Annotated in this window: 20 protein-coding genes and 2 pseudogenes; 3 read left to right on the top strand and 19 right to left on the bottom strand. The window is 36.7% G+C overall.

What is annotated here, in order from left to right; genetic code table 11:
• Positions 1-70: 70 nt before the first annotated feature.
• The 3 genes from ACE38V_RS19195 to ACE38V_RS19185 form a co-directional block, all read right to left on the bottom strand.
• Entirely contained in the window at positions 71-1570 is a 1500-nt protein-coding gene (locus ACE38V_RS19195; RefSeq protein ID WP_375843795.1) for a class I adenylate-forming enzyme family protein, read from the bottom strand.
• Between the two features lie 16 nt (positions 1571-1586).
• Positions 1587-3179 (bottom strand): acyl-CoA dehydrogenase family protein, encoded by a 1593-nt coding sequence (locus ACE38V_RS19190; RefSeq protein ID WP_375843793.1) that lies wholly within the window; start codon positions 3177-3179, stop codon positions 1587-1589.
• Between the two features lie 217 nt (positions 3180-3396).
• Positions 3397-4224 carry a glycerophosphodiester phosphodiesterase gene (locus ACE38V_RS19185; RefSeq protein ID WP_375843791.1) on the bottom strand — a complete coding sequence of 276 codons (828 nt, stop codon included), beginning with the start codon at positions 4222-4224 and terminating at the stop codon, positions 3397-3399.
• A 1062-nt stretch (positions 4225-5286) separates the two neighbouring features.
• Between ACE38V_RS19185 and ACE38V_RS19180 the strand changes: the two genes are divergently transcribed.
• Positions 5287-5874, top strand: a complete 588-nt coding sequence (locus tag ACE38V_RS19180) for a TetR/AcrR family transcriptional regulator (protein ID WP_375843789.1) — start codon at positions 5287-5289, stop codon at positions 5872-5874.
• 113 nt (positions 5875-5987) lie between these two features.
• Positions 5988-6410 carry an SRPBCC family protein gene (locus tag ACE38V_RS19175; protein WP_375843787.1) on the top strand — a complete coding sequence of 141 codons (423 nt, stop codon included), beginning with the start codon at positions 5988-5990 and terminating at the stop codon, positions 6408-6410.
• Positions 6411-6971: 561 nt separating this feature from the next.
• On the opposite strand, the gene ACE38V_RS19170 is transcribed toward ACE38V_RS19175, so the two are convergent.
• The 5 genes from ACE38V_RS19170 to ACE38V_RS19150 all read right to left on the bottom strand — a co-directional run bounded on the left by ACE38V_RS19170 (position 6972) and on the right by ACE38V_RS19150 (position 9031).
• The gene (locus ACE38V_RS19170; protein WP_375843785.1) at positions 6972-7163 is read right to left on the bottom strand and encodes a hypothetical protein; all 192 of its coding nucleotides are present in this window, start codon (positions 7161-7163) and stop codon (positions 6972-6974) included.
• A gap of 39 nt (positions 7164-7202) precedes the next feature.
• On the bottom strand, positions 7203-7481 hold the full coding sequence (locus tag ACE38V_RS19165) for a 2TM domain-containing protein (protein ID WP_375843783.1): 279 nt from the start codon (positions 7479-7481) through the stop codon (positions 7203-7205).
• A gap of 414 nt (positions 7482-7895) precedes the next feature.
• Complete coding sequence (locus tag ACE38V_RS19160) at positions 7896-8027, bottom strand: hypothetical protein (RefSeq protein ID WP_375843781.1); 132 nt, start codon at positions 8025-8027, stop codon at positions 7896-7898.
• A gap of 627 nt (positions 8028-8654) precedes the next feature.
• On the bottom strand, positions 8655-8828 hold the full coding sequence (locus tag ACE38V_RS19155) for a hypothetical protein (protein ID WP_375843779.1): 174 nt from the start codon (positions 8826-8828) through the stop codon (positions 8655-8657).
• 2 nt (positions 8829-8830) lie between these two features.
• A complete protein-coding gene (locus ACE38V_RS19150) occupies positions 8831-9031 on the bottom strand; it encodes a hypothetical protein (protein WP_375843777.1) in 201 nt (66 codons plus the stop codon).
• A 120-nt stretch (positions 9032-9151) separates the two neighbouring features.
• On the opposite strand from ACE38V_RS19150, the pseudogene ACE38V_RS19145 reads away from it, so the two are divergent.
• Positions 9152-9430: pseudogene (locus tag ACE38V_RS19145) on the top strand (IS5/IS1182 family transposase); the annotation flags it as partial.
• Positions 9431-9691: 261 nt separating this feature from the next.
• Here the strand turns inward: ACE38V_RS19145 and ACE38V_RS19140 are convergent.
• The 11 genes and pseudogenes from ACE38V_RS19140 to ACE38V_RS19090 all read right to left on the bottom strand — a co-directional run bounded on the left by ACE38V_RS19140 (position 9692) and on the right by ACE38V_RS19090 (position 17566).
• Complete coding sequence (locus tag ACE38V_RS19140; protein WP_375843775.1) at positions 9692-9856, bottom strand: hypothetical protein; 165 nt, start codon at positions 9854-9856, stop codon at positions 9692-9694.
• A 20-nt stretch (positions 9857-9876) separates the two neighbouring features.
• Complete coding sequence (locus ACE38V_RS19135; RefSeq protein ID WP_375843773.1) at positions 9877-10665, bottom strand: SDR family oxidoreductase; 789 nt, start codon at positions 10663-10665, stop codon at positions 9877-9879.
• Positions 10666-10902: 237 nt separating this feature from the next.
• Positions 10903-11171 (bottom strand): annotated as a pseudogene (locus ACE38V_RS19130) (hypothetical protein).
• A 185-nt stretch (positions 11172-11356) separates the two neighbouring features.
• Positions 11357-11827, bottom strand: a complete 471-nt coding sequence (locus ACE38V_RS19125; RefSeq protein WP_375843771.1) for an antitoxin YezG family protein — start codon at positions 11825-11827, stop codon at positions 11357-11359.
• Positions 11820-12383, bottom strand: a complete 564-nt coding sequence (locus tag ACE38V_RS19120; RefSeq protein ID WP_375843769.1) for a DNA/RNA non-specific endonuclease — start codon at positions 12381-12383, stop codon at positions 11820-11822. Before ACE38V_RS19120 ends, ACE38V_RS19125 begins: the two co-directional genes overlap by 8 nt.
• 285 nt (positions 12384-12668) lie before the next feature.
• The gene (locus ACE38V_RS19115; RefSeq protein WP_375843767.1) at positions 12669-13118 is read right to left on the bottom strand and encodes an SMI1/KNR4 family protein; all 450 of its coding nucleotides are present in this window, start codon (positions 13116-13118) and stop codon (positions 12669-12671) included.
• Positions 13119-13133: 15 nt separating this feature from the next.
• Positions 13134-14804 (bottom strand): HNH/ENDO VII family nuclease, encoded by a 1671-nt coding sequence (locus tag ACE38V_RS19110; RefSeq protein WP_375843765.1) that lies wholly within the window; start codon positions 14802-14804, stop codon positions 13134-13136.
• A 481-nt stretch (positions 14805-15285) separates the two neighbouring features.
• Positions 15286-15777 (bottom strand): hypothetical protein, encoded by a 492-nt coding sequence (locus ACE38V_RS19105; RefSeq protein ID WP_375843763.1) that lies wholly within the window; start codon positions 15775-15777, stop codon positions 15286-15288.
• A gap of 303 nt (positions 15778-16080) precedes the next feature.
• Positions 16081-16479, bottom strand: coding sequence for a hypothetical protein (locus tag ACE38V_RS19100; protein ID WP_375843760.1), 399 nt, complete (start codon positions 16477-16479; stop codon positions 16081-16083).
• A 2-nt stretch (positions 16480-16481) separates the two neighbouring features.
• A complete protein-coding gene (locus ACE38V_RS19095) occupies positions 16482-16886 on the bottom strand; it encodes a hypothetical protein (protein ID WP_375843758.1) in 405 nt (134 codons plus the stop codon).
• Positions 16887-17212: 326 nt separating this feature from the next.
• Positions 17213-17566, bottom strand: a complete 354-nt coding sequence (locus ACE38V_RS19090) for a hypothetical protein (protein ID WP_375843756.1) — start codon at positions 17564-17566, stop codon at positions 17213-17215.
• Positions 17567-17811: the final 245 nt, after the last annotated feature.

The raw sequence follows: 17811 nt of genomic DNA, 5'->3' as shown, positions 1-17811 counted from the left end.
ATTAGATTACGTAGTAATGAGTTCCAACTAAAAGATCACTTTATCTTTAACTACGGAAGTAAACCATTTACTAAATGGTTGCAGCCTCCTTTAGCTTGCTCTTCAAAATTTTCCCCACGGCATTACGCGGTAATTGGTCGATGAAACTTACCTCTTTTATCGCCTTATAAGAGGCAAGTTTTTCCTTACAAAAGGAAATTACTTCCTCTTCAGAAAGACTGGCATCAGCTGCTTTGACGATATATGCATGTGGCACCTCACCCCATTGCTCATTCGGGATACCAACTACTGCTACATCTGCAATCGCAGGATGCAAACTAAGAGCTAACTCCAGTTCAGCAGAATAAATATTTTCCCCACCACTAATGATCATATCTTTTAAACGATCTACTACATATAAAAATCCATCTTCGTCCAAATAGCCTAAATCCCCTGTGTAAAACTTGCCATTTTGAACAGCCGCATAATAGGCTTCTTCATTTTTATAGTAGCCGACGAAAACTTGCGGACCACCAATGACAATTTCGCCGACCTCACCCGGCGGTAACGGTTCCTTTGTATCAATATGTGCAATACGCAATGTCCCCTGCATGACTGGCTTGCCCATAGAATCATACTTTTCAGGGTGTTGCGATTCTTTCCAAAATGTTACAGCACCTGTATATTCCGTAATGCCACACACTTGCTGAATCGGTATACCAAGCTGTCTAAATCCTAAAATGAGTGGTGTTGGGACGGCAGATGCTCCACATGAAATGTTACGAAGAGAAGATATGTCGGGCTTTACCATCGGATACGTTTTTAACAAAAATGCTAGCATAGCAGGAACCGTCATCATCGTTGTGATACATTCTTTTTCAATTAATCTCCAAGTTGCAACCGGTTCAAAATCTTCCAGCAAAATCATGGTAGCTCCTGTATGAACATTTGTAATCAGCGGTGCAAATCCGCCTATATGGAAGAACGGAGCCACCATTAAAAATCGATCTTGTTCCCACCAATCGATTGTATGAGATAAACCTATCGATGCTGCTAGCAAATTGTTGTGCGATAACAACGCACCGTTAGGCTTACCCGTTGTACCGGATGTATACATGATTAAAATTGGTTCATCTCCCCCTGAAGTATATACTGGCTCTTCAACCTTATTTCCCCAAATAGCTTCAAACGAAGGTGATGTATTCTTTGAAATAAACAATGTTGCAGGAATTTGTCTTTTTAATTCATCAATAACTGTTTGAAAGATTTCATCATATACGACAAGTTTTGCATCACTATGCGTCAATATATATTGTAACTCTGCTGGTTGCAGGCGCCAATTTGCCATTACGGTTATAACACCTATCTTGGCAGCTCCAAAAAATGTTGCCACTACGTTTTCATTGTTTTTGCAAAGAATAGCAATTTTGTCTCCCATTGTAATCCCTTGTTGTTGCAGATATGAGGCAAATGCATTCGCCCTTGTATTCATTTCTTTAAATGAAATGTTCAAGTCTCCATGAATAAATCCAATTTTCTCCCCCATCATAACTGCTCGACTACGTAACATACTTCCTATATTGTTTCCCATCGCCCATTCCCCCTTATCATTTGTTAAGAGTTTCTTTTTGCAAAATCGGTATCTCTTTAAATGGAGCTATTACCGCATATTGATAGGATAAGAATAACTCTTCCCAAAGTAGCTCCCAGTTTCTTGCAGCCTGTTTATTTTCGTTTGTTGGTGCTGCCACAAGGTTTTGTGCCAAAATTGTGTGAATACGCTTACTGTAAACAAAGATTTCAGCATCTGCTAAATGTGGAAATAATGTCTTTAATATTTCATTTAACGGAACATGTCTTTGCATTTTATAAAGATCACGATAGATTTGGGTTAATAGGACATTCCTTGGACCTTCCCAAAGTTCGTTGACCATGCTATCACGGAATAATCTTGGAATCGAAGAAAACTCCTCAATCGCCCCATGTCCACCCAAAATAGAAATAGCTAAGCGCAATTTTTCAACCGCTTCTTTAGAGGCAAAAATTTTCTGCAATAAGATCAATTCGCGTAATGCAAAGGCTTCTAGTTCATTAAGTGTGTCCTCTTCATGAAACATTTTATAAATAGAAAAAGCGGTAGCAACCATTCGTTTTGCCGCATCCTCTAAATCATCCAACTGTGCAGCTGCCATTGGAAAATCATTAATTTTTCGATCAAATACATGACGAAAATGGGCATATAGCTTTGCTTCACGTGCTGCTCGCATCACAAAAGCTGCACTAGCCAAGCCTATATCTAATCGTGAACGTGTTAAGACAATGCTCACAGCTAATGCTACCCCACGATTTTGCGGACCAATGCGATAGGCAATTGCTCCGTCATAATCAATCTCTCCTGATGGTAATTCAGTAGTACCAAGCTTCCATTTCAAGCTATTAATGCGGAAGTTATTACGAATCTCTTTTTCCTTATTACCCGAAAGCCAGGAAGGTACAATAAATACAGCCACATCCTCTGTTCCATCTACACGAGCCGTTACAACAGAGTAATCAGCATGAACAGCCGAGCAGAAAAATTTATTGCCATATAATTTATAATAATCGCCCTCAGGTACTGCTCGTAGGATATTCGCTGGAATATTTGAACCCCCTTGTATTTCCGACATAAATTGTGCTCCAATGGCAAAATCTCCGTTGATTCCTTCCTTTGCATGAGTGTGAATTTTCCTGACTTCCTCTGGTTGTTCATCATAAAATGCTTCAATTAACGCAATGAGTCCATCTGTACAAGCCAGCGGACAGGTGATCCCAGCCTCTCCATTCCCATGTAAAAAATAGCGCTTAATAATCCCCTCATAAGCAAGCTGCTTTGAAGAAAATAACCCCTCACCAAATACTTCTTCTGTAAGTTGGATTGCTTCTAATGGACGTACAAGACGATCAATCCGATTGTTGTAGGCATCGTAATGGCGTAGTCTCGGATGATTTTTGGGTCTAGCAATCTCGTTTGTTGCCCTACGCCATTTAGTAGAGAGTTTTTCTACAAAAGGTTGGAGCCTTTGTTCTAGCCCCTGCCAATCGCTCCCAACCGTTTTTTCTAAAACCTTTCGTAAAAATGGATTGTCTAAATCATTCAACGTGTCTCTCACATCTAAATATGGTTGAAAAGAATAACCTTCAGATTTTTGAACTTTCACCATCCAAATCGCCACCTCTTTTACAGAAAATTCTAACATCATTAATCACAAAAGTAAACACTGTTCACTTTTTGACGGTTAAATTTTTTGTTCTGTATTAAGGATTTATTCCTGTTATAAATCGGGTTGCCTCGGGATACAAAAAACCTCAAACCATTGTTTGAGGGAATTAGTCCTTTTAAATATTTTTGTGGTACATAGTACCTTCGTCTCTTTAATATTAGTTTCGAGGATCTACATAATCCGGGTAATTAGTAATAATGGCATCAACATCCATACTTAAAAGAAAATTGGCTGTTTCCTGGTTGCTTACTGTCCATGAAGAAATTTTCAATCCAAGTGAATGAACTTGTTCAACTAAATCTTCCGAAACAATTCCGTAGCTCGGGTTAAAGTAATCAGCGTAAGCGGAAAATTCTTTTAATGCCTGTTCTGATGCATCAGCTTGAGAAGAAGTAAGAACTCCAATTGGCACCTTTGGAAGAAGTTCATTCATTTTTTCCATTGATTCAAAGTTAAACGATTGGATAATAATTTTTTCATTTTGCGGATGGTCAAGATTACGCTCTTTTAACTCCTGGGCAACACTTTCTTCTATGCCAGGGTAAAGCTCCGGTGTCTTTAACTCTATTAAAATGCCAGTTTTTCCGTGATAACGATCAAGTATTTCATCAAAAGTCGGGATTTTTTCTCCTTTAAATTGCTCCCCCTTAAAACTGCCGGCGTCAAGAGCCCTCAATTGTTCAAAAGTTAAATCCTTCACTTTGCCTGTCCCGTCAGTAGTTCTATCCACGGTCGTATCATGGATAATGACCAGCTTCCCATCCTTGCTTCTTTGAACATCAATTTCAATATAGTCCGCTTTCATTTCAACTGCTTTGTCAAAAGCAGCGATGGTGTTTTCCGGCGCATATCCGGATGCCCCGCGATGGGCTACATTATCCACTTGTCTTTGTTCTCCTGTTGTTTCGGCAGCAAAAGCTTGGTGAAACGGGCTAAATAACAAGGATAGCGCAAAGCCCATTCCTAGAAATGCTTTCTTCTTCATGTTCTCATCCCCTATACGATATTTTTATTACAAGATTAATCGTATAGATTGATTGTTTATCTTTAGTTACGAAAATGTAAAAATAGTTTGAATTTTTGCACATATTATATGAAGTTTGGTTGTTATCAGCAAATAAAAAAGGCCGCCCGTTATTAACAGGTGACTTCTCGGTTTTATCAATCGCATCGGCTGCATTTTTCTGGCGGCATTCTTAAACAGTTCCCCATCAATCTCCCCAACCTCTTAAGTTAGGAATACCATCAAGGGCGCTTCGCCCAAGAAGCGGCGAGGTCTTTATTTTGAAACGCAAGCAGAACTAGATGCGGTTATTGAAAAATTAAAACAAACTTTTCACGATGTGTTTGATATTTATCCCGCCTTAACGGGCAGTAAGACCCCCACCTCAAAATTTTGCGTATGCAAAGAAGATAGGTGGGGGATCAACTGCCCGTAAAGGTCCGACGACGGACAGGAGGTCCTAGTCAGGCGAAGCCACAGGACGTGGCGCTATGAGCGTGATTGGTTCAACTAACCATCAGTGGGGGATGAAGAAAACCCCCACTGATGGAAGTTTCACTTTATCTAATAGTTTGCTTGACGCTCATGTTAATAAATGAAAAAACACCTCGTTCTTTGGTATAGTGAGATTGACGAGAAATCACTACCACACAGAAGAGGTATCCCCTATTTGATAGACCAAGATAGCCAGGCTCAACTAGATAAAACCAGTAAACGCATTGAACCAGATACAAGTCATTTAATATCCATGCTCTTTTCATAGATATTGATGAAAATGTGGGATAAAGTTGAGTAAATCCCACATACTCTTGTTTATCTTTAACAAGGAATATAATAGAATCCTTGCTTTCTAAACGATTTTTTATGTTAGTCTTAGCACCTTCAAAATCTGATGTTTGTTGATAAAAAATTCGATACAAATTAAATAAATTTGTCACTTGGCAAGACATAGATGTACATTTATAATTTATAATGAATGACTCATTCATTCATCAATTTGAATAATATTGGTAGATATCATAATAAATAAAGGAGAGAAGATTCATGGCACCATTTAACCAAGAACAACTGAACCAAATACGCGATGAGCGCAGAGAACAAATCATGAATTCAGCCCTTATAGTTTTTTCCCGGCGTGGAATTATCGGAACAAAAATGAGCATGATCGCTGATGAAGCTGGCATAAGTCAAGGTCTCTTTTACCGTTACTTTAAATCGAAAGATGATATCTTTACCACACTTATTCAGGTTGCCATTGAAGCGTCTCTATCTTCAATTGATGATCTTTATCATGCTGATGGTTCCCCACTAGACAAAATAAAGAAACTTACCGAGTCAATTATTGATGAGAGCAAGGCCCCTTATTTCAAGCTGATTCTTCAGGCACGCAACTCGGATGGTGTACCTGAGAAAGCGAAACAAATTATTCGGCAATATCCAATGGAAGCCTATGTCAATCGTCTATTGCCATTATTTAGGGAAGGACAAAATGCAGGAGAAATTGCAGATGGAAACCTAGTAGAACTTATATCTAGCTACCTGACGGTTCTTTCAGGTGTAATGGTATTGGGTGAGGATTATCATGTCCCGCAAGTAGATATTTTAATGCGAATTATAACCAGAGGTTTTTAACAAAAATAAAAGACAAGTGATGAAATGAGAAAAAAAAGAAAGCATTACTAACTGTTGTTTGTGTGATTATTGGATTAGTCATCATTATAGGGATAATCGGGGAGGTAACAACAATGCAGGTTCTGGAAGTGACAAAAAAGACAACAGCGAATAAAGATGCAATTTGGCAGTTATGGGCAGATGTACCAAATCGGACTAGTTGGGATGCGGGCTTGGAGTGGGCAAAGATTAATGGTCCTTTTCAGCTTGGAGCAACTGGGGAATTAAAACTCAAGGACCAACCGGCAAGAAAATATAAAATAATTGAGTGCGAACCAAATACTCGCTACACAGATCGTTTCTTTTTACCAATGGGTGGAAAAATGGACTGGCATCATTCAATAAAAGAAATGAGTAATGGAGAAAATGAAGTAACCTTTCGAATTGAAGTATCCGGACCAACTTCGTTCTTACTTTTGTCTATCATGAAACTCATATTAAAGGAAGAAATACCTAAAACTGTAGAAAAGCTTATTACACTTGCAGAAAAATCATAATGACTTTGGCGTCATAATCGTTCTTGTCAAAAAATATGTATATGGGTATTAAGTGCACGGTGTACTAGATAAGGAGTCCAATTCATTTTATTAAAAGTCAAGAAAATAATTATGAAAACCTATAATTAAACGATTTGTTATAATGTCACACATCAATAGGGTTAAAAAGAAAGGATAGATGAACAGAAGAGTATACCTGTTTACATCTATCCTTTTGTACGACATATGACCTCATTTACTACTACAACAACAAAATTTTTACCACAACAATGTTTCCGTACGCTCCTTAAACTAAAGCCCCCGTTACTTCAAGAAGTCCTAACACCCTAAAAACTTCTAACCTAAAAATACGATTTCACCATTGTCTTTCTTTGCACAAATTATAATTTTTCCCAAACATTGCTCTGGATTTGTATAACCACTTTCTACTTCATCAAATAAAGTGGTTAATAATGACTCTACTTGGGGTCTCGCCAACATTTCGGAAATTTTGTACGGTAAGCAAGTTAACTTATAACAAATACTTGTTATGTTTACGCTAAGAACTTACCAAAAAGGTATTCACTCTTCAGCAAACGGTACTTTGATTTTGGTAATGAGTTTTGATGCTGTAAATGTGCTAATTTCAGCACTTTTAAGGATGATTTGGATAAGACGTTTTTGAAACTTGGCTTTAATATCAACGGATTGAGCCTTAACGTGCAATATTTCCGTTTTGCTGTCTGTACCCCTATATAGCAAATAATAAAGCAACTTCCACTTCCTATTAATTATTACAATAAAGCTATAAATCTAACGTTCTATCTTATCTTTTTCAATGTATTCTTTTATCTTTCTCTCTTCCCAATCTGAACCAAAATTAAAAAATGCAATTGTCGATAATCCATGGACTAGAACACCAATTCCCCAGCCTCCAAGTGGATATAAAAACCACCAATTACCCGCATCAGATAATAAATTTATGAAAAAAAGCATGATGTTTACCAGAATGTAGACCGTTAAATGAATATAAAACGCTTTAAGATTTTGCACCTTTTTTTTAGCTCTTAAATATTTTTCATCTTTTTCCAATTTCAACACCTCATGTTAAGATTTTAAAGGATATTCCACATATATCTTTAAAATTAATAATTTGTCCATCCTCAAGAACAATAAGTCAATCTATAAATCGTAGCTGTCATAGACCGCAATAAGGTTTATAAAAGTTCTTATAAATACGTAAGTCAGAACTTATGAAAGTCATCAAAAACGAAGTAATCGTTCCGGTTGAGATAGGTAAACAAGCGATTGATTTATTGAATAAGAATGGAAAAACAGTAACATACTCAAACGTAGCCAAAATATCAAAAAAAATTGATCGTTAGTCCTACTACTCCAATATTTAAAACAAAGCTTGATAAACACAAATACAAAATAAAAAAGAATAAAAATGGTTGTTCTGCTTCTTTAAGGGGCAAAATACGATTCATGTTTATTAAATCAGATTCAGAAATCTCCATCCTTCTTTTTCGCTGTTTCAATAAAAATTGGGCAACTTACCTGAGCGAAACATCGCTTGACTGTTTCTTCATGTTTTCCTACAAGGTCAGCTACCTCTTTAACCGTATATTCTTTCATTTATTCACCACCTAAATATTTGTTTTCAGAATATTTGTTCTTATTTTAGCATAGTAATAAAGTCGCTGTGAATATTTAACTTTTTTGTGTTTTATGTGGTAGTAAATGAGGTCATTTAGAGGCTAATAAAAACAAAAAGGTACACCACTTTAAATTTGTGATGTACCTTTATTCATTTAATGTGCAACATTATAGACAAGCTATTGTTATTAAAAACCTCATGTACCATCACTTGTCTTTAATTTTACAGAGTAAGGACTCTTTTTTATCACTAAAACTTTTGATACTACGTCAAGAAAATAGACACAGATTTTGGCGACGGCCTTAGCGTATTTTAGATACGATTTTATATTTTGGCACAAATTGTGATGTGTTCCCAACGTTCAGTTCATCCGGCTCGATGCTTGTAATGACAATGGTTTCCTACTCGCTCTTGTAATGGCGACATTTAAGTGATTTTCGCCATCTTTTTGATTGAGGTTGTAAATCCAATATGTGCATACCCAATGACTTAATTGACTGGAGTTATAGTCCTCATTCACTAATTCTTCTAGAAAACTGGTAATGGATTTAACGCGACGTTTATTACATAAAAAAGAGAAGAGAGATTTCCTCCCTTCTCAATATTCATGCTCTAGCTCGTTTTTTATAAGGGTCATCATTATATACTGCTTTTCGTTTATACACAACTACCCCTGTTTCTTCTTTTCCATTTTTGGAAGGAATAACAGCTCGTACTCCTGAAACTGCTTCACCTATTTTAAAAGCATTTTTACCAGTTACTTTCCGAGCTCTGTTCATGTTCAAACACCTCCAAAAAGATAATTAATTGTACTCATCAGATTGTAGTTACGTTCAAAAATATCGTCAATTTCTTCTTCACTTAATTCTCTTCGTCCAATTAATGCAACTTGCAAAACTAATTGATTCCCAATAGGATAACACAGCCCGTATCTTTTATCAAAATGAATATCACTTTTTCTTAATACAGATTCTAATACCATTTTCCACCAAATTTTAGGGAAAGACTGATGATTGCAACAAAGTTAATTCAAGGTATAATTAGAAAATAAATATGAAGACTGGTTTAGAATGTTTGTTTTAAATCATCGTTCATTGATGAAAAATATTCAAGGCCTAGAGAATGTGTTAACTGCCCGTTATCGAATGATGATCTCTGTCAAAAGGTCTACAAAGTTAAAAAATTAACTGATCTTAGAAAATACACGGCTCCAGCACGAGGATCAAAAGCTAGGAAAACAATCTTTAAACATTATACTGCAGTAGAACGAGTGAATGCTTATCTCAAGGGATATTTTCAACTAAACAACGTTTGTTATCGTACCGGAAAAATAGCTAAAGTCCATCTTGATCTTGTTACGTTAGTTTATAATGCTTCATAATTAAGATCTGACCGTATGAATCTTATGTTAAATCAACAACAAGTTGCTTAATCAAAAAAATTCAGATGAATTTAATTCTGTAGGTCTTTGTTTCTTAAAAGCTCTAATTATAAAAAAATTTTTTACCAAAATTTTTAATATGGAAGGCTTATTTTCGTGTTGCCCTTTACCTAAGAGTTTTTAATTCAAAAAGCCAATTTTTCCTACGCCATGGAAGAATTGGCTTTTTGTTTGTTACGCTATCTACTAGTTCAAACCTTATTAAGCTTCAATGTTGAAGAAGTAAACAAGATTGGCAATTGTTATGCAACTCATAAATTTCGCAACTTCCGCAGTGACATGCTCAGCATCGGCTTTTCCTTCCACACTGAGGAACAACCACTTTCCCAACAAATCGATCCTGACAGTGCCACTCGCTTCTCCCATGTCTTTAACCACTAGCACAATCAAGGCCTTGCATTTAGACCTCCAGCTATGTCAATCGAGCTTCCAGTGATGTATGACGAAAGTGGAGAAAGGAGCAGCATAACTAACGGTGCGACTTCATCTGTTCGTCCAAATCTGCCAAGAATAATTCCTCGACGTTCCGCCTCCTGTTTGGCCCAAGCAGAATAAGTCATTGAGGAACCGGAACTCTCGAATCGAGCACGCTGACGGTTTGTCTCGATTGCTCCGATATTTACTACATTAACACAAATCCCGTCAGAAGCGAGTTCAGTTGCCAGTAAATACGCAACGTTGCTTATGGCGGTTCGCGCTGCACTTACTGCAGCCATCTCGCGATCCGGTACGCGTGCCGTGACACCATTCATTATCACCACACGGCCAGCATCGGATTGACGCAAGGCAGGAGCAGCTGCTTGCACCAGATTAAGGACGCCCAGCAGTTTTATCTCATACTGTGTCATCCACTCAGTGATTGGTGTTTCCAGCACTCGCCCGGAAGTCCCAAATCCTGCATTTGCCACTATGCCATCAAGATGACCAAACTGTTCGGTTGTGTAAGTAACGGCTGCGCGAACAGCTTCAAGGTTACGAACGTCGCATTCCTGGATGGTGAGTCTAGAACGCGCTGTTTCTGGTAACGAGTTACGCAACTGTTCTAACTCCTCCCGGTTACGAGCACACGTTCCCACGAAAGCCCCCTCACTGAGCAAAGTAGTAACAATAGCTTTGCCAATACCGCGGCTGCCGCCTGTGACATATACTACACGTCCTTCAAGCTTCAAGTTCAAATTTAGCACCCCCTCAAAAAGTCTCAACGTACCGCTATAATAAATTCAAATTTAGATGCAGCCATTCGTGCAGCGCTAATGGCTGATTTAACATCGCTTCCATGACATCGAACCCACCTTGCTCGGTCTTTCAAGTTGCGAAAGACACGTAATTTCAAATACTCAAAATATTAGGATTTTTTTTGGAAATAACATGTGGCAACTTTCTTGACAAACACCAATGTTACAAAAATTAAATTATAATAACTCTTTTAGGAGGTTTTCCGCCTTATGTAATTCTCCTAAAAATGGATTTTGATAGTCGTTATAACTATCCATATAGGCTCTTACACCACCAACAATATTTATTCCATTAATATCTTTATTATTTTCTAGAATTTCCAATGCATTCTTATATCTTCTATATATTAATTGAAATATATCTTTTTTTATTTCGTTAGAATAATCTCAAGAATATTTATTACCGTTTTTACTTGCCTAGTTAACTGCTCTTTCCTACTATCCATAATAACCTCCTATTTACTCGGAACTTCTATTATCTCTTTTATCCACTCTGATAGCCACCCTTGAGGAATCTTTATTCTTAGGAATCAAGAAAATAAAAGCTGACTAAAGTCGTAAAATAAAAAGGAAGCTGAGAAACGTCCCTCTGCTTCTTCTCGCTCTTTTCGTCCTTAACTTGAGTTAAAAATTATTCCAGTCTAGAAAGATATTTTTCTAAATGCTTTTTCCCAGAATTACTTTTAGGTATTATGCCAAGATGTTCATACTTCCAAATAGTTTTCCTTTCATGAGAGTCTATCTTTGAAAGATCATCATAATTAAAATCAATATGAAACTTTCCTATCTTATCAAAAACCATAGTGAAATTTATCCAAGACTCTTGACTATTATCTTTAAATGTTCTCCAAAGATCTTGAATAAAATCAACTAATCGATGCCATTTTTCTGTGTATTCAAGCTCACTAACAGTAAATAGTTCAGTTATATCATGACTGTATATTGGTTTATCACTACCTTCAGGATAATAATAAAAGTAAGCAGTCTGAGAACCTTCAACAACCTCACCGTATAAATAAACCTTAGACCATTCTTCTGGAATAGTTTCTACAACAACTTCTGCTATCTGTTGATATAATCTATCTAATTGTTCCTCATTCATCTAACTTTCTCCCTCCCGGTACATTATCAAATCGTCTAATTTCCCATTCATCATCACCAATTTTGTACTTAATATTAAAACTTTCTGGACGTTGTGAATTAGCCTTATAGTTTGGGGTTATCTTCACCTTTACTTCATCACCATGTTTAAGCGCATCCACCCAGGTATTTTCAAGTTTTTTCCATTCGCCTTTATTTAAATTTCCATCCATTGGAACAAGATTATCAAGATCTCCTGAACCTTTGAAAATACTTGCAATAAAATGGCCACCTTCATCATCAGGTTTTCGATATTCTCTTCCTACTACCTGTTGGGCATAGTTATTTCTTTTGCCATCTCCTAATTTGAGAGTTCCTTCAGCACTTTTTATCCGACCATGATTATCTGTTTTATAATTGTATCCTTCTTTACTTGTATACTCAACATTCGGTTTTAATACTTTCTTACGACCAATCCTAGTATATTGACCCCCGTATTTAACTTTTGTAATGTCTTTACCCGCACCTTTACTACCACCTGGTGTGCTACCCCTGTATAGGACATTGAAATATAACAAGTCCTATATGGGGGTAGCATATCAATTGGCAATCAAGTGCTTTATAGTTAGCTATATAAAATATTTCATTTCTATTTCTAGCTTTAAACAAACGAGCCAGTTTAATTTCGTAATTTTTTGGCTTGTTCCCTGTAACAATACTTCATTAGATTAAAATGTCATCTCGCCTAATTATCGTACATTTTTTATAAACAAAATATCATTATACAAATCCTTGATGGTACAACCACCAAGAGTTTTTGATTTTCCTAAATCTCATTTATAATTTCTCTCTACTTATCTATCTTAAAAATCTTCTTCCCAAGCTTCTTTTGCATCCAACAACCTTTGTGATAAAAACTCATAAAAATTCTTTGCTGTATTGTAGTCATCAAGTCCCCCTGGTCGATTCCACGCTATTACTGGGCACTCATTATTCTCCATTTCGCTGGTATATAGACAATAAACATATTCTCCAGCATCTTCAATAACTACTAAATCCTTTTCCATTCCTAAATCTCTATATCTCTTTGTATTAAAAACAACAGGAGCTCTATTTGACTTAGCCACGCCTAAAATATCAACTCCAAATAACCCACCGGAACCATAGGTAGTTAAAAACCACTTAAAACTTTCTGGTAATTCCACCCCTAGCTGATTTTGGATAGAATTGATTTGACTTTCATCTACTCCACCTGTAAAGTCATCTGATTCCTTATGTTCATTAATAAAGTTTGTTAATTCCTCTTTATCCATTCAAGGCTCCTCCTTTTACAATTCACTTTTATCTATTTGCTTAGCTCTCCATCTCCAATATTTACTTCTAAAGTTGTCGTATTGCTTTTTTAATACAGGGTCATTTCTAAAGCTCCCACCATTCTCCACCAAACCATGCAAAATTTTATTATATTCATCATGCATACTTGCAGGAATTTCCACCATTGATCCTGGCTCTCTTTGGATTAAATGATGAAGCTCTATAACTGTTCCATCTTTCCAAATTGGTGCTCTTCCTTTTTTCATTAATTGAAAGTTTGTCATGCCAGTATCAGGATCGATTCTCTTATAATCGATATCAATCCTTTGAAAAACCCGTCTGCTAATATCTCTTTCTTCTCCATTAATCTTCGTTGTTCCAGTATATTCCACAGCTTTATAGTTTTTATAGTCTTTACCCGTCCCCTTAGTACTACTACCAATATCAACCTTATACTTACTCAAAGCAGCATCCAGCTTCTTCTCTACCGTTCGATCATTTTCAACCGTTTCCTTCACTCTATGACCAGTGTTTGTCACCAAGCCTGGATTTAACACGGCGTTTAATTTCTTCGCTTGCGTAGCCAAATAATCTGGAATTTTCCCTGTCTCTATTATATCGTCGATGACTTTGTTTTTCATCTTGGCCCCAGCATTTTTGATCACTTCTCCTGCATTTTTCAATCGTGCTGTACCCATCTTTCTTGCGGTTTCTACCAAATTTCTAACTTGATTGACATCTTGTTTAATAGGGGCTGTTACCTTGGTGGTCATTTTTGCTAGCTTTTCAGAATATTTAACAATGCCAGTTATACGTGTAAATTTCGTTACCCCACTTACACCGGGTACTATATCTAACGGTGCTAATGCTCCTCTAACCAATCGCTCGCCTGTACCAAGTTCGCGCCCCGACACCCAATCTTTCCCGGTCACTGCGGATTTTAATTCGAGAACTCCAGAAATGGTTCCTACGGCAAGTCCTAAAGTTATTCCTGCAGGAGGAGCTACAAAAGTAACTCCAGCAGCTACAATAACCAGCCCTAAAGTAACAATATCCCTTAAAATCTCTTTGCTTTCCTGTGTATCTCTAATGGATTCGTATTCAAATGCTCTTGAATTTAAGACGGCTCGTTGATATTCTTTTTGGGAAAAGTCCTGATCTGGATTTATTTGTTTCCACTCTTCGTATTCCAGCTTCATCTTTTCACCGTAAAAGTTGTCGCCACTGAATAAATCCTCGAGGCTCACCTTTGTTTTGGGGACCTCTATAGTTCGTGTTGTTCCGTAGCCTTCATAAATCGTTTTGATTTCTGTTGCGCCGATGCGATTTTTCGTTTTATATTTCATTGGATCAATGTTCCGGATTGCCTCTACAAAGGCATCCATATCTTGGTAGAATGGTTCGTCAATGGTGCGGTCAACAATTTCTCCAACTATTCCAGAAAAACTATGTAGAATATCAAAATCCTTTTCAAGCTCCTCATATTTACCCTTTTGACTTGTGTGTTGAAAAGAAATCACTCCATCACTGTCATATTTGGCAATATCGGCTTCAGCATCCTCCAGAATTTCATTGAGATCCTTAAGATGATCAATCATCCCTTTGCCAAAACCAATTCCAAGTATATGGTCGCTGATCCCTTTTCGCATTTTTTCCCAATCAGAGGGAATGTATTTGACGTCCAACGAATCACCACTATCCTCACAAAATTGTATCTATTATGAATAATAAATTTATTTATTTCATGGGAATATAAGGAATTTGCACTGTCTTCTCGTTGGAGTGGGAAAGTTTTGGGCCCTATTGCCTAATAATGGCTGGATACTTTCTTATCTTCCTTTTCTCGCTAGGAATTTGTCCATAATAATCTGTACTATTTTTTTAGGATTTATCTGCTTAATCTCATCCATTAAATCTTCCTCCTCGCGGTCGATTAACTTTCAATTGGCATGACTACTTTATTGATATCCGTCCATACTTTCACCTCAATTTTAGTATAGACACATAAAGATAAGGCTAAAAACAGATAGCGTCTAAAGACGGTGGAGTTAGCACGCATTTGTAAAATAAAAAAATATAAAAAAGGTACAATCACTTTTTTGAAAAAGCAATTCTACCTTTTACCCTCATAATATGAATAGTCGTTTGACTCTTGCTCCCCCCTTATTAGAAGCAAGTAAACGATTGAATCTGGCGTAAACTAATTCCTGTATAAATCCATCTAAATCCCGTCCAACGGTACCCTGCAACAGAGTTACGGCCTACAAAGGTTGGATAAAACCAGAACTGTTGAAAACCTCTTAGCCATATATAAGTGAACCTAAATAAGCAACCTCTAATACCTCCAGGATCAACTGCAAATGTTTGTACTTGTTGTTGAGGAACAAAAGACGGTGGTGCAGAAGTTGGTGGTCCAACTGTTGGCCCTTGACCAGGTGGTGCAAACGGCGGTGCTCCTCCTATTGGTCCTTGGCCAGGCGGTGCAAATGGGGGTGGCCCTCCTGTTGGTCCTTGACCAGGCGGTGAGAATGGGGGTAGAAACCCACCAAATAGTCGATCATCATAAGTTTCAAGATCATCCTCCCACTCATAAGAAGGCCAATACAATTCCTGGCTATACGGGTTATAATCATACATTTGATAATGATTAGGATACATAAGATACTCTCCTTTACTTTCGATTCTCCTCACATCCTATTCATTAGTCATAAACTATCAACTTGTACTTTCAAAATGTGCATTTACCTATTTTCCGAACCATTTTCTAATCGGTAATAGGCACTTAACGGAAGTGCCACAATGATTAATGATTTTTTAACTAGACAAGGCACCGCTGAAGAAAGATTCCACATATTGGAGCACAAAGTGAAATTGCATATCTTATTGGGGGGGAGTTTAACCCACAATCCACAAATAATAGTGCAAATCAATAGAAAGATAGGTATTCCGGCTAAGTTTTTGTCAAGACTGACATTTCTCTTTCTCCCCTATCTCTATTTGATAACCAAATCTAATCCTTGCTATCTGATTAAGAACAATTCCAGAACAAATCATAGTCGCCATTAACCAAAATCCTAATCTATACATATAAATATTTCCAAAAATCAAAGCCATAGGAGCTTGAACAAATAACGTGAGAGCAAATAGGTTAAGTAGTTTATTCATATGATAATTTTGGAGTGATGTAACTCTATATCTGGGATATTTCATGCGTATTATTTGGTCAAAAACAAGACCAATTGTTATTAGAGCAAACATCATTAAGATACCATATCCCTTATAAAACCAGTCAACTACAATTAGTGAAGGTATAGCGAGTATAAAAGCAGTAAGTGAAAATATTTTCAACATGTTTTTCATCGTCAATCGCCTTCCAAAAACAAATTTAACTGCATATTGATAAAATTATTTAAATGCACCTTATTTGTAATATCAATCCCAGAGTATTTGCGAAAATCTTCATTACGATAAAAAATCACCTGCATGGTGTAAACAATTTGAAAAGCAATCACTCGACACTCCGCTTCACTTTTATTTACTCCAAAGTGCTCTTTAATAAAGGGTAAAATATCAAGTGGAAGAGAGATTTCATCATTCATTATTAAATAGGGGATGGACAATCTAGTAAGCTCACGGTATTTTATCATAGCATTGCATACATGAAGCAGTATTTCTCTCAGTTGTTCCTTTGCAGATATATTGTGTGAGTTCAGTTGAGAATATTGATTAAATTCTTCGGCAATAATTTCGTCAACTGCTATTTTCAAAAGTTCATCCTTTGATTTGAAACAATAATTTATCATCGCAAGATTTGTTCCTGTCTCGGTTGAAATTTTCCGTGCGGTCAAAGCTTTAAGCGGCATTCCATTTGTCAGCAACCTTTTGGTAGTTTCTATTAGTTTATTTCTTGTATCTTGACTAGCTATAGTAAGACCCCCTAATATTAAACGTGTATTAAACATGTTTAATATTAGAATTAAAAGAATTCTTTGTCAAGTATCTAGCAAAAAAACTTACTTAACAAAGAATTGAAATAATATAAACAATCTATCGTATAGAGTGAACCTTCCATCATTGGGGGTCCTACTGAATGTTAAATCACCACTAAAGCCGCGATTTGACCCCAGAATTCTTTATTTTCCTGGGAATCTTTGATGGATTCATATTCAAAGGCTCTGGAATTCAGGACGGCTAGTTGGTATTCCTTTTGGGAAAAGTCCTGATCTGGGTGTAATTTCTTCACCGCTTCGTATTCCAGCTTCATTTGTTTGCTGTAGTAATTATCGCCGCTGAACAAATCCTCTAGGCTTATTTTTGTTTTAGGGATTTCTAATTTTTGTTGGGTACCTCCGTCATAGATGGTTTGAATTACCTTGGCCTCAATCCGGTTGGTGGTCTTGTAGTTGGTAATGTTGATACTCTGGATCGCCTCTACAAAGGCATCCATGTCTTTTCAATTCTTACTGTACAAAATCGTTTGTCAAAAAAATAAGCCTTGCGGAATTTCTTCTCTCCACATGGCTTTCTTTTGTCTATTAATAAGATTCATTTGAATTATTTTTGTGGAACAAGGTACCTGTCCGAGATTGCTGAAAAAGTACCTAGCCATCAAAAACAGCTTATAAAAATATCTATAACTAGTATTTAAAGAATATTGATTTTCAATATATTGTATTGTTTCGTCTTAACTTT

The sequence above is a fragment of the Cytobacillus sp. Hz8 genome, assembly GCF_042263505.1.
Classification (GTDB): domain Bacteria; phylum Bacillota; class Bacilli; order Bacillales; family Cytobacillaceae; genus Bacillus_BE.
This window is presented reverse-complemented; position numbering and strand designations above follow the sequence as displayed.

Excerpts from the sequence above, each read along its gene's own strand:
- ACE38V_RS19150 (WP_375843777.1), bottom strand. The coding sequence starts at position 9,031 with ATGGTATTAGAATCTGTATTAAGAAAAAGTGATATTCATTTTGATAAA.
- ACE38V_RS19175 (WP_375843787.1), top strand. The coding sequence starts at position 5,988 with ATGCAGGTTCTGGAAGTGACAAAAAAGACAACAGCGAATAAAGATGCA.
- ACE38V_RS19100 (WP_375843760.1), bottom strand. The coding sequence starts at position 16,479 with ATGAAAAACATGTTGAAAATATTTTCACTTACTGCTTTTATACTCGCT.
- ACE38V_RS19185 (WP_375843791.1), bottom strand. The coding sequence starts at position 4,224 with ATGAAGAAGAAAGCATTTCTAGGAATGGGCTTTGCGCTATCCTTGTTA.
- ACE38V_RS19140 (WP_375843775.1), bottom strand. The coding sequence starts at position 9,856 with ATGGGAGAAGCGAGTGGCACTGTCAGGATCGATTTGTTGGGAAAGTGG.
- ACE38V_RS19125 (WP_375843771.1), bottom strand. The coding sequence starts at position 11,827 with ATGAATGAGGAACAATTAGATAGATTATATCAACAGATAGCAGAAGTT.
- ACE38V_RS19155 (WP_375843779.1), bottom strand. The coding sequence starts at position 8,828 with ATGAACAGAGCTCGGAAAGTAACTGGTAAAAATGCTTTTAAAATAGGT.
- ACE38V_RS19190 (WP_375843793.1), bottom strand. The coding sequence starts at position 3,179 with ATGGTGAAAGTTCAAAAATCTGAAGGTTATTCTTTTCAACCATATTTA.
- ACE38V_RS19105 (WP_375843763.1), bottom strand. The coding sequence starts at position 15,777 with ATGTATCCTAATCATTATCAAATGTATGATTATAACCCGTATAGCCAG.
- ACE38V_RS19180 (WP_375843789.1), top strand. The coding sequence starts at position 5,287 with ATGGCACCATTTAACCAAGAACAACTGAACCAAATACGCGATGAGCGC.
- ACE38V_RS19195 (WP_375843795.1), bottom strand. The coding sequence starts at position 1,570 with ATGGGAAACAATATAGGAAGTATGTTACGTAGTCGAGCAGTTATGATG.
- ACE38V_RS19115 (WP_375843767.1), bottom strand. The coding sequence starts at position 13,118 with ATGGATAAAGAGGAATTAACAAACTTTATTAATGAACATAAGGAATCA.
- ACE38V_RS19160 (WP_375843781.1), bottom strand. The coding sequence starts at position 8,027 with ATGAAAGAATATACGGTTAAAGAGGTAGCTGACCTTGTAGGAAAACAT.
- ACE38V_RS19090 (WP_375843756.1), bottom strand. The coding sequence starts at position 17,566 with ATGGATGCCTTTGTAGAGGCGATCCAGAGTATCAACATTACCAACTAC.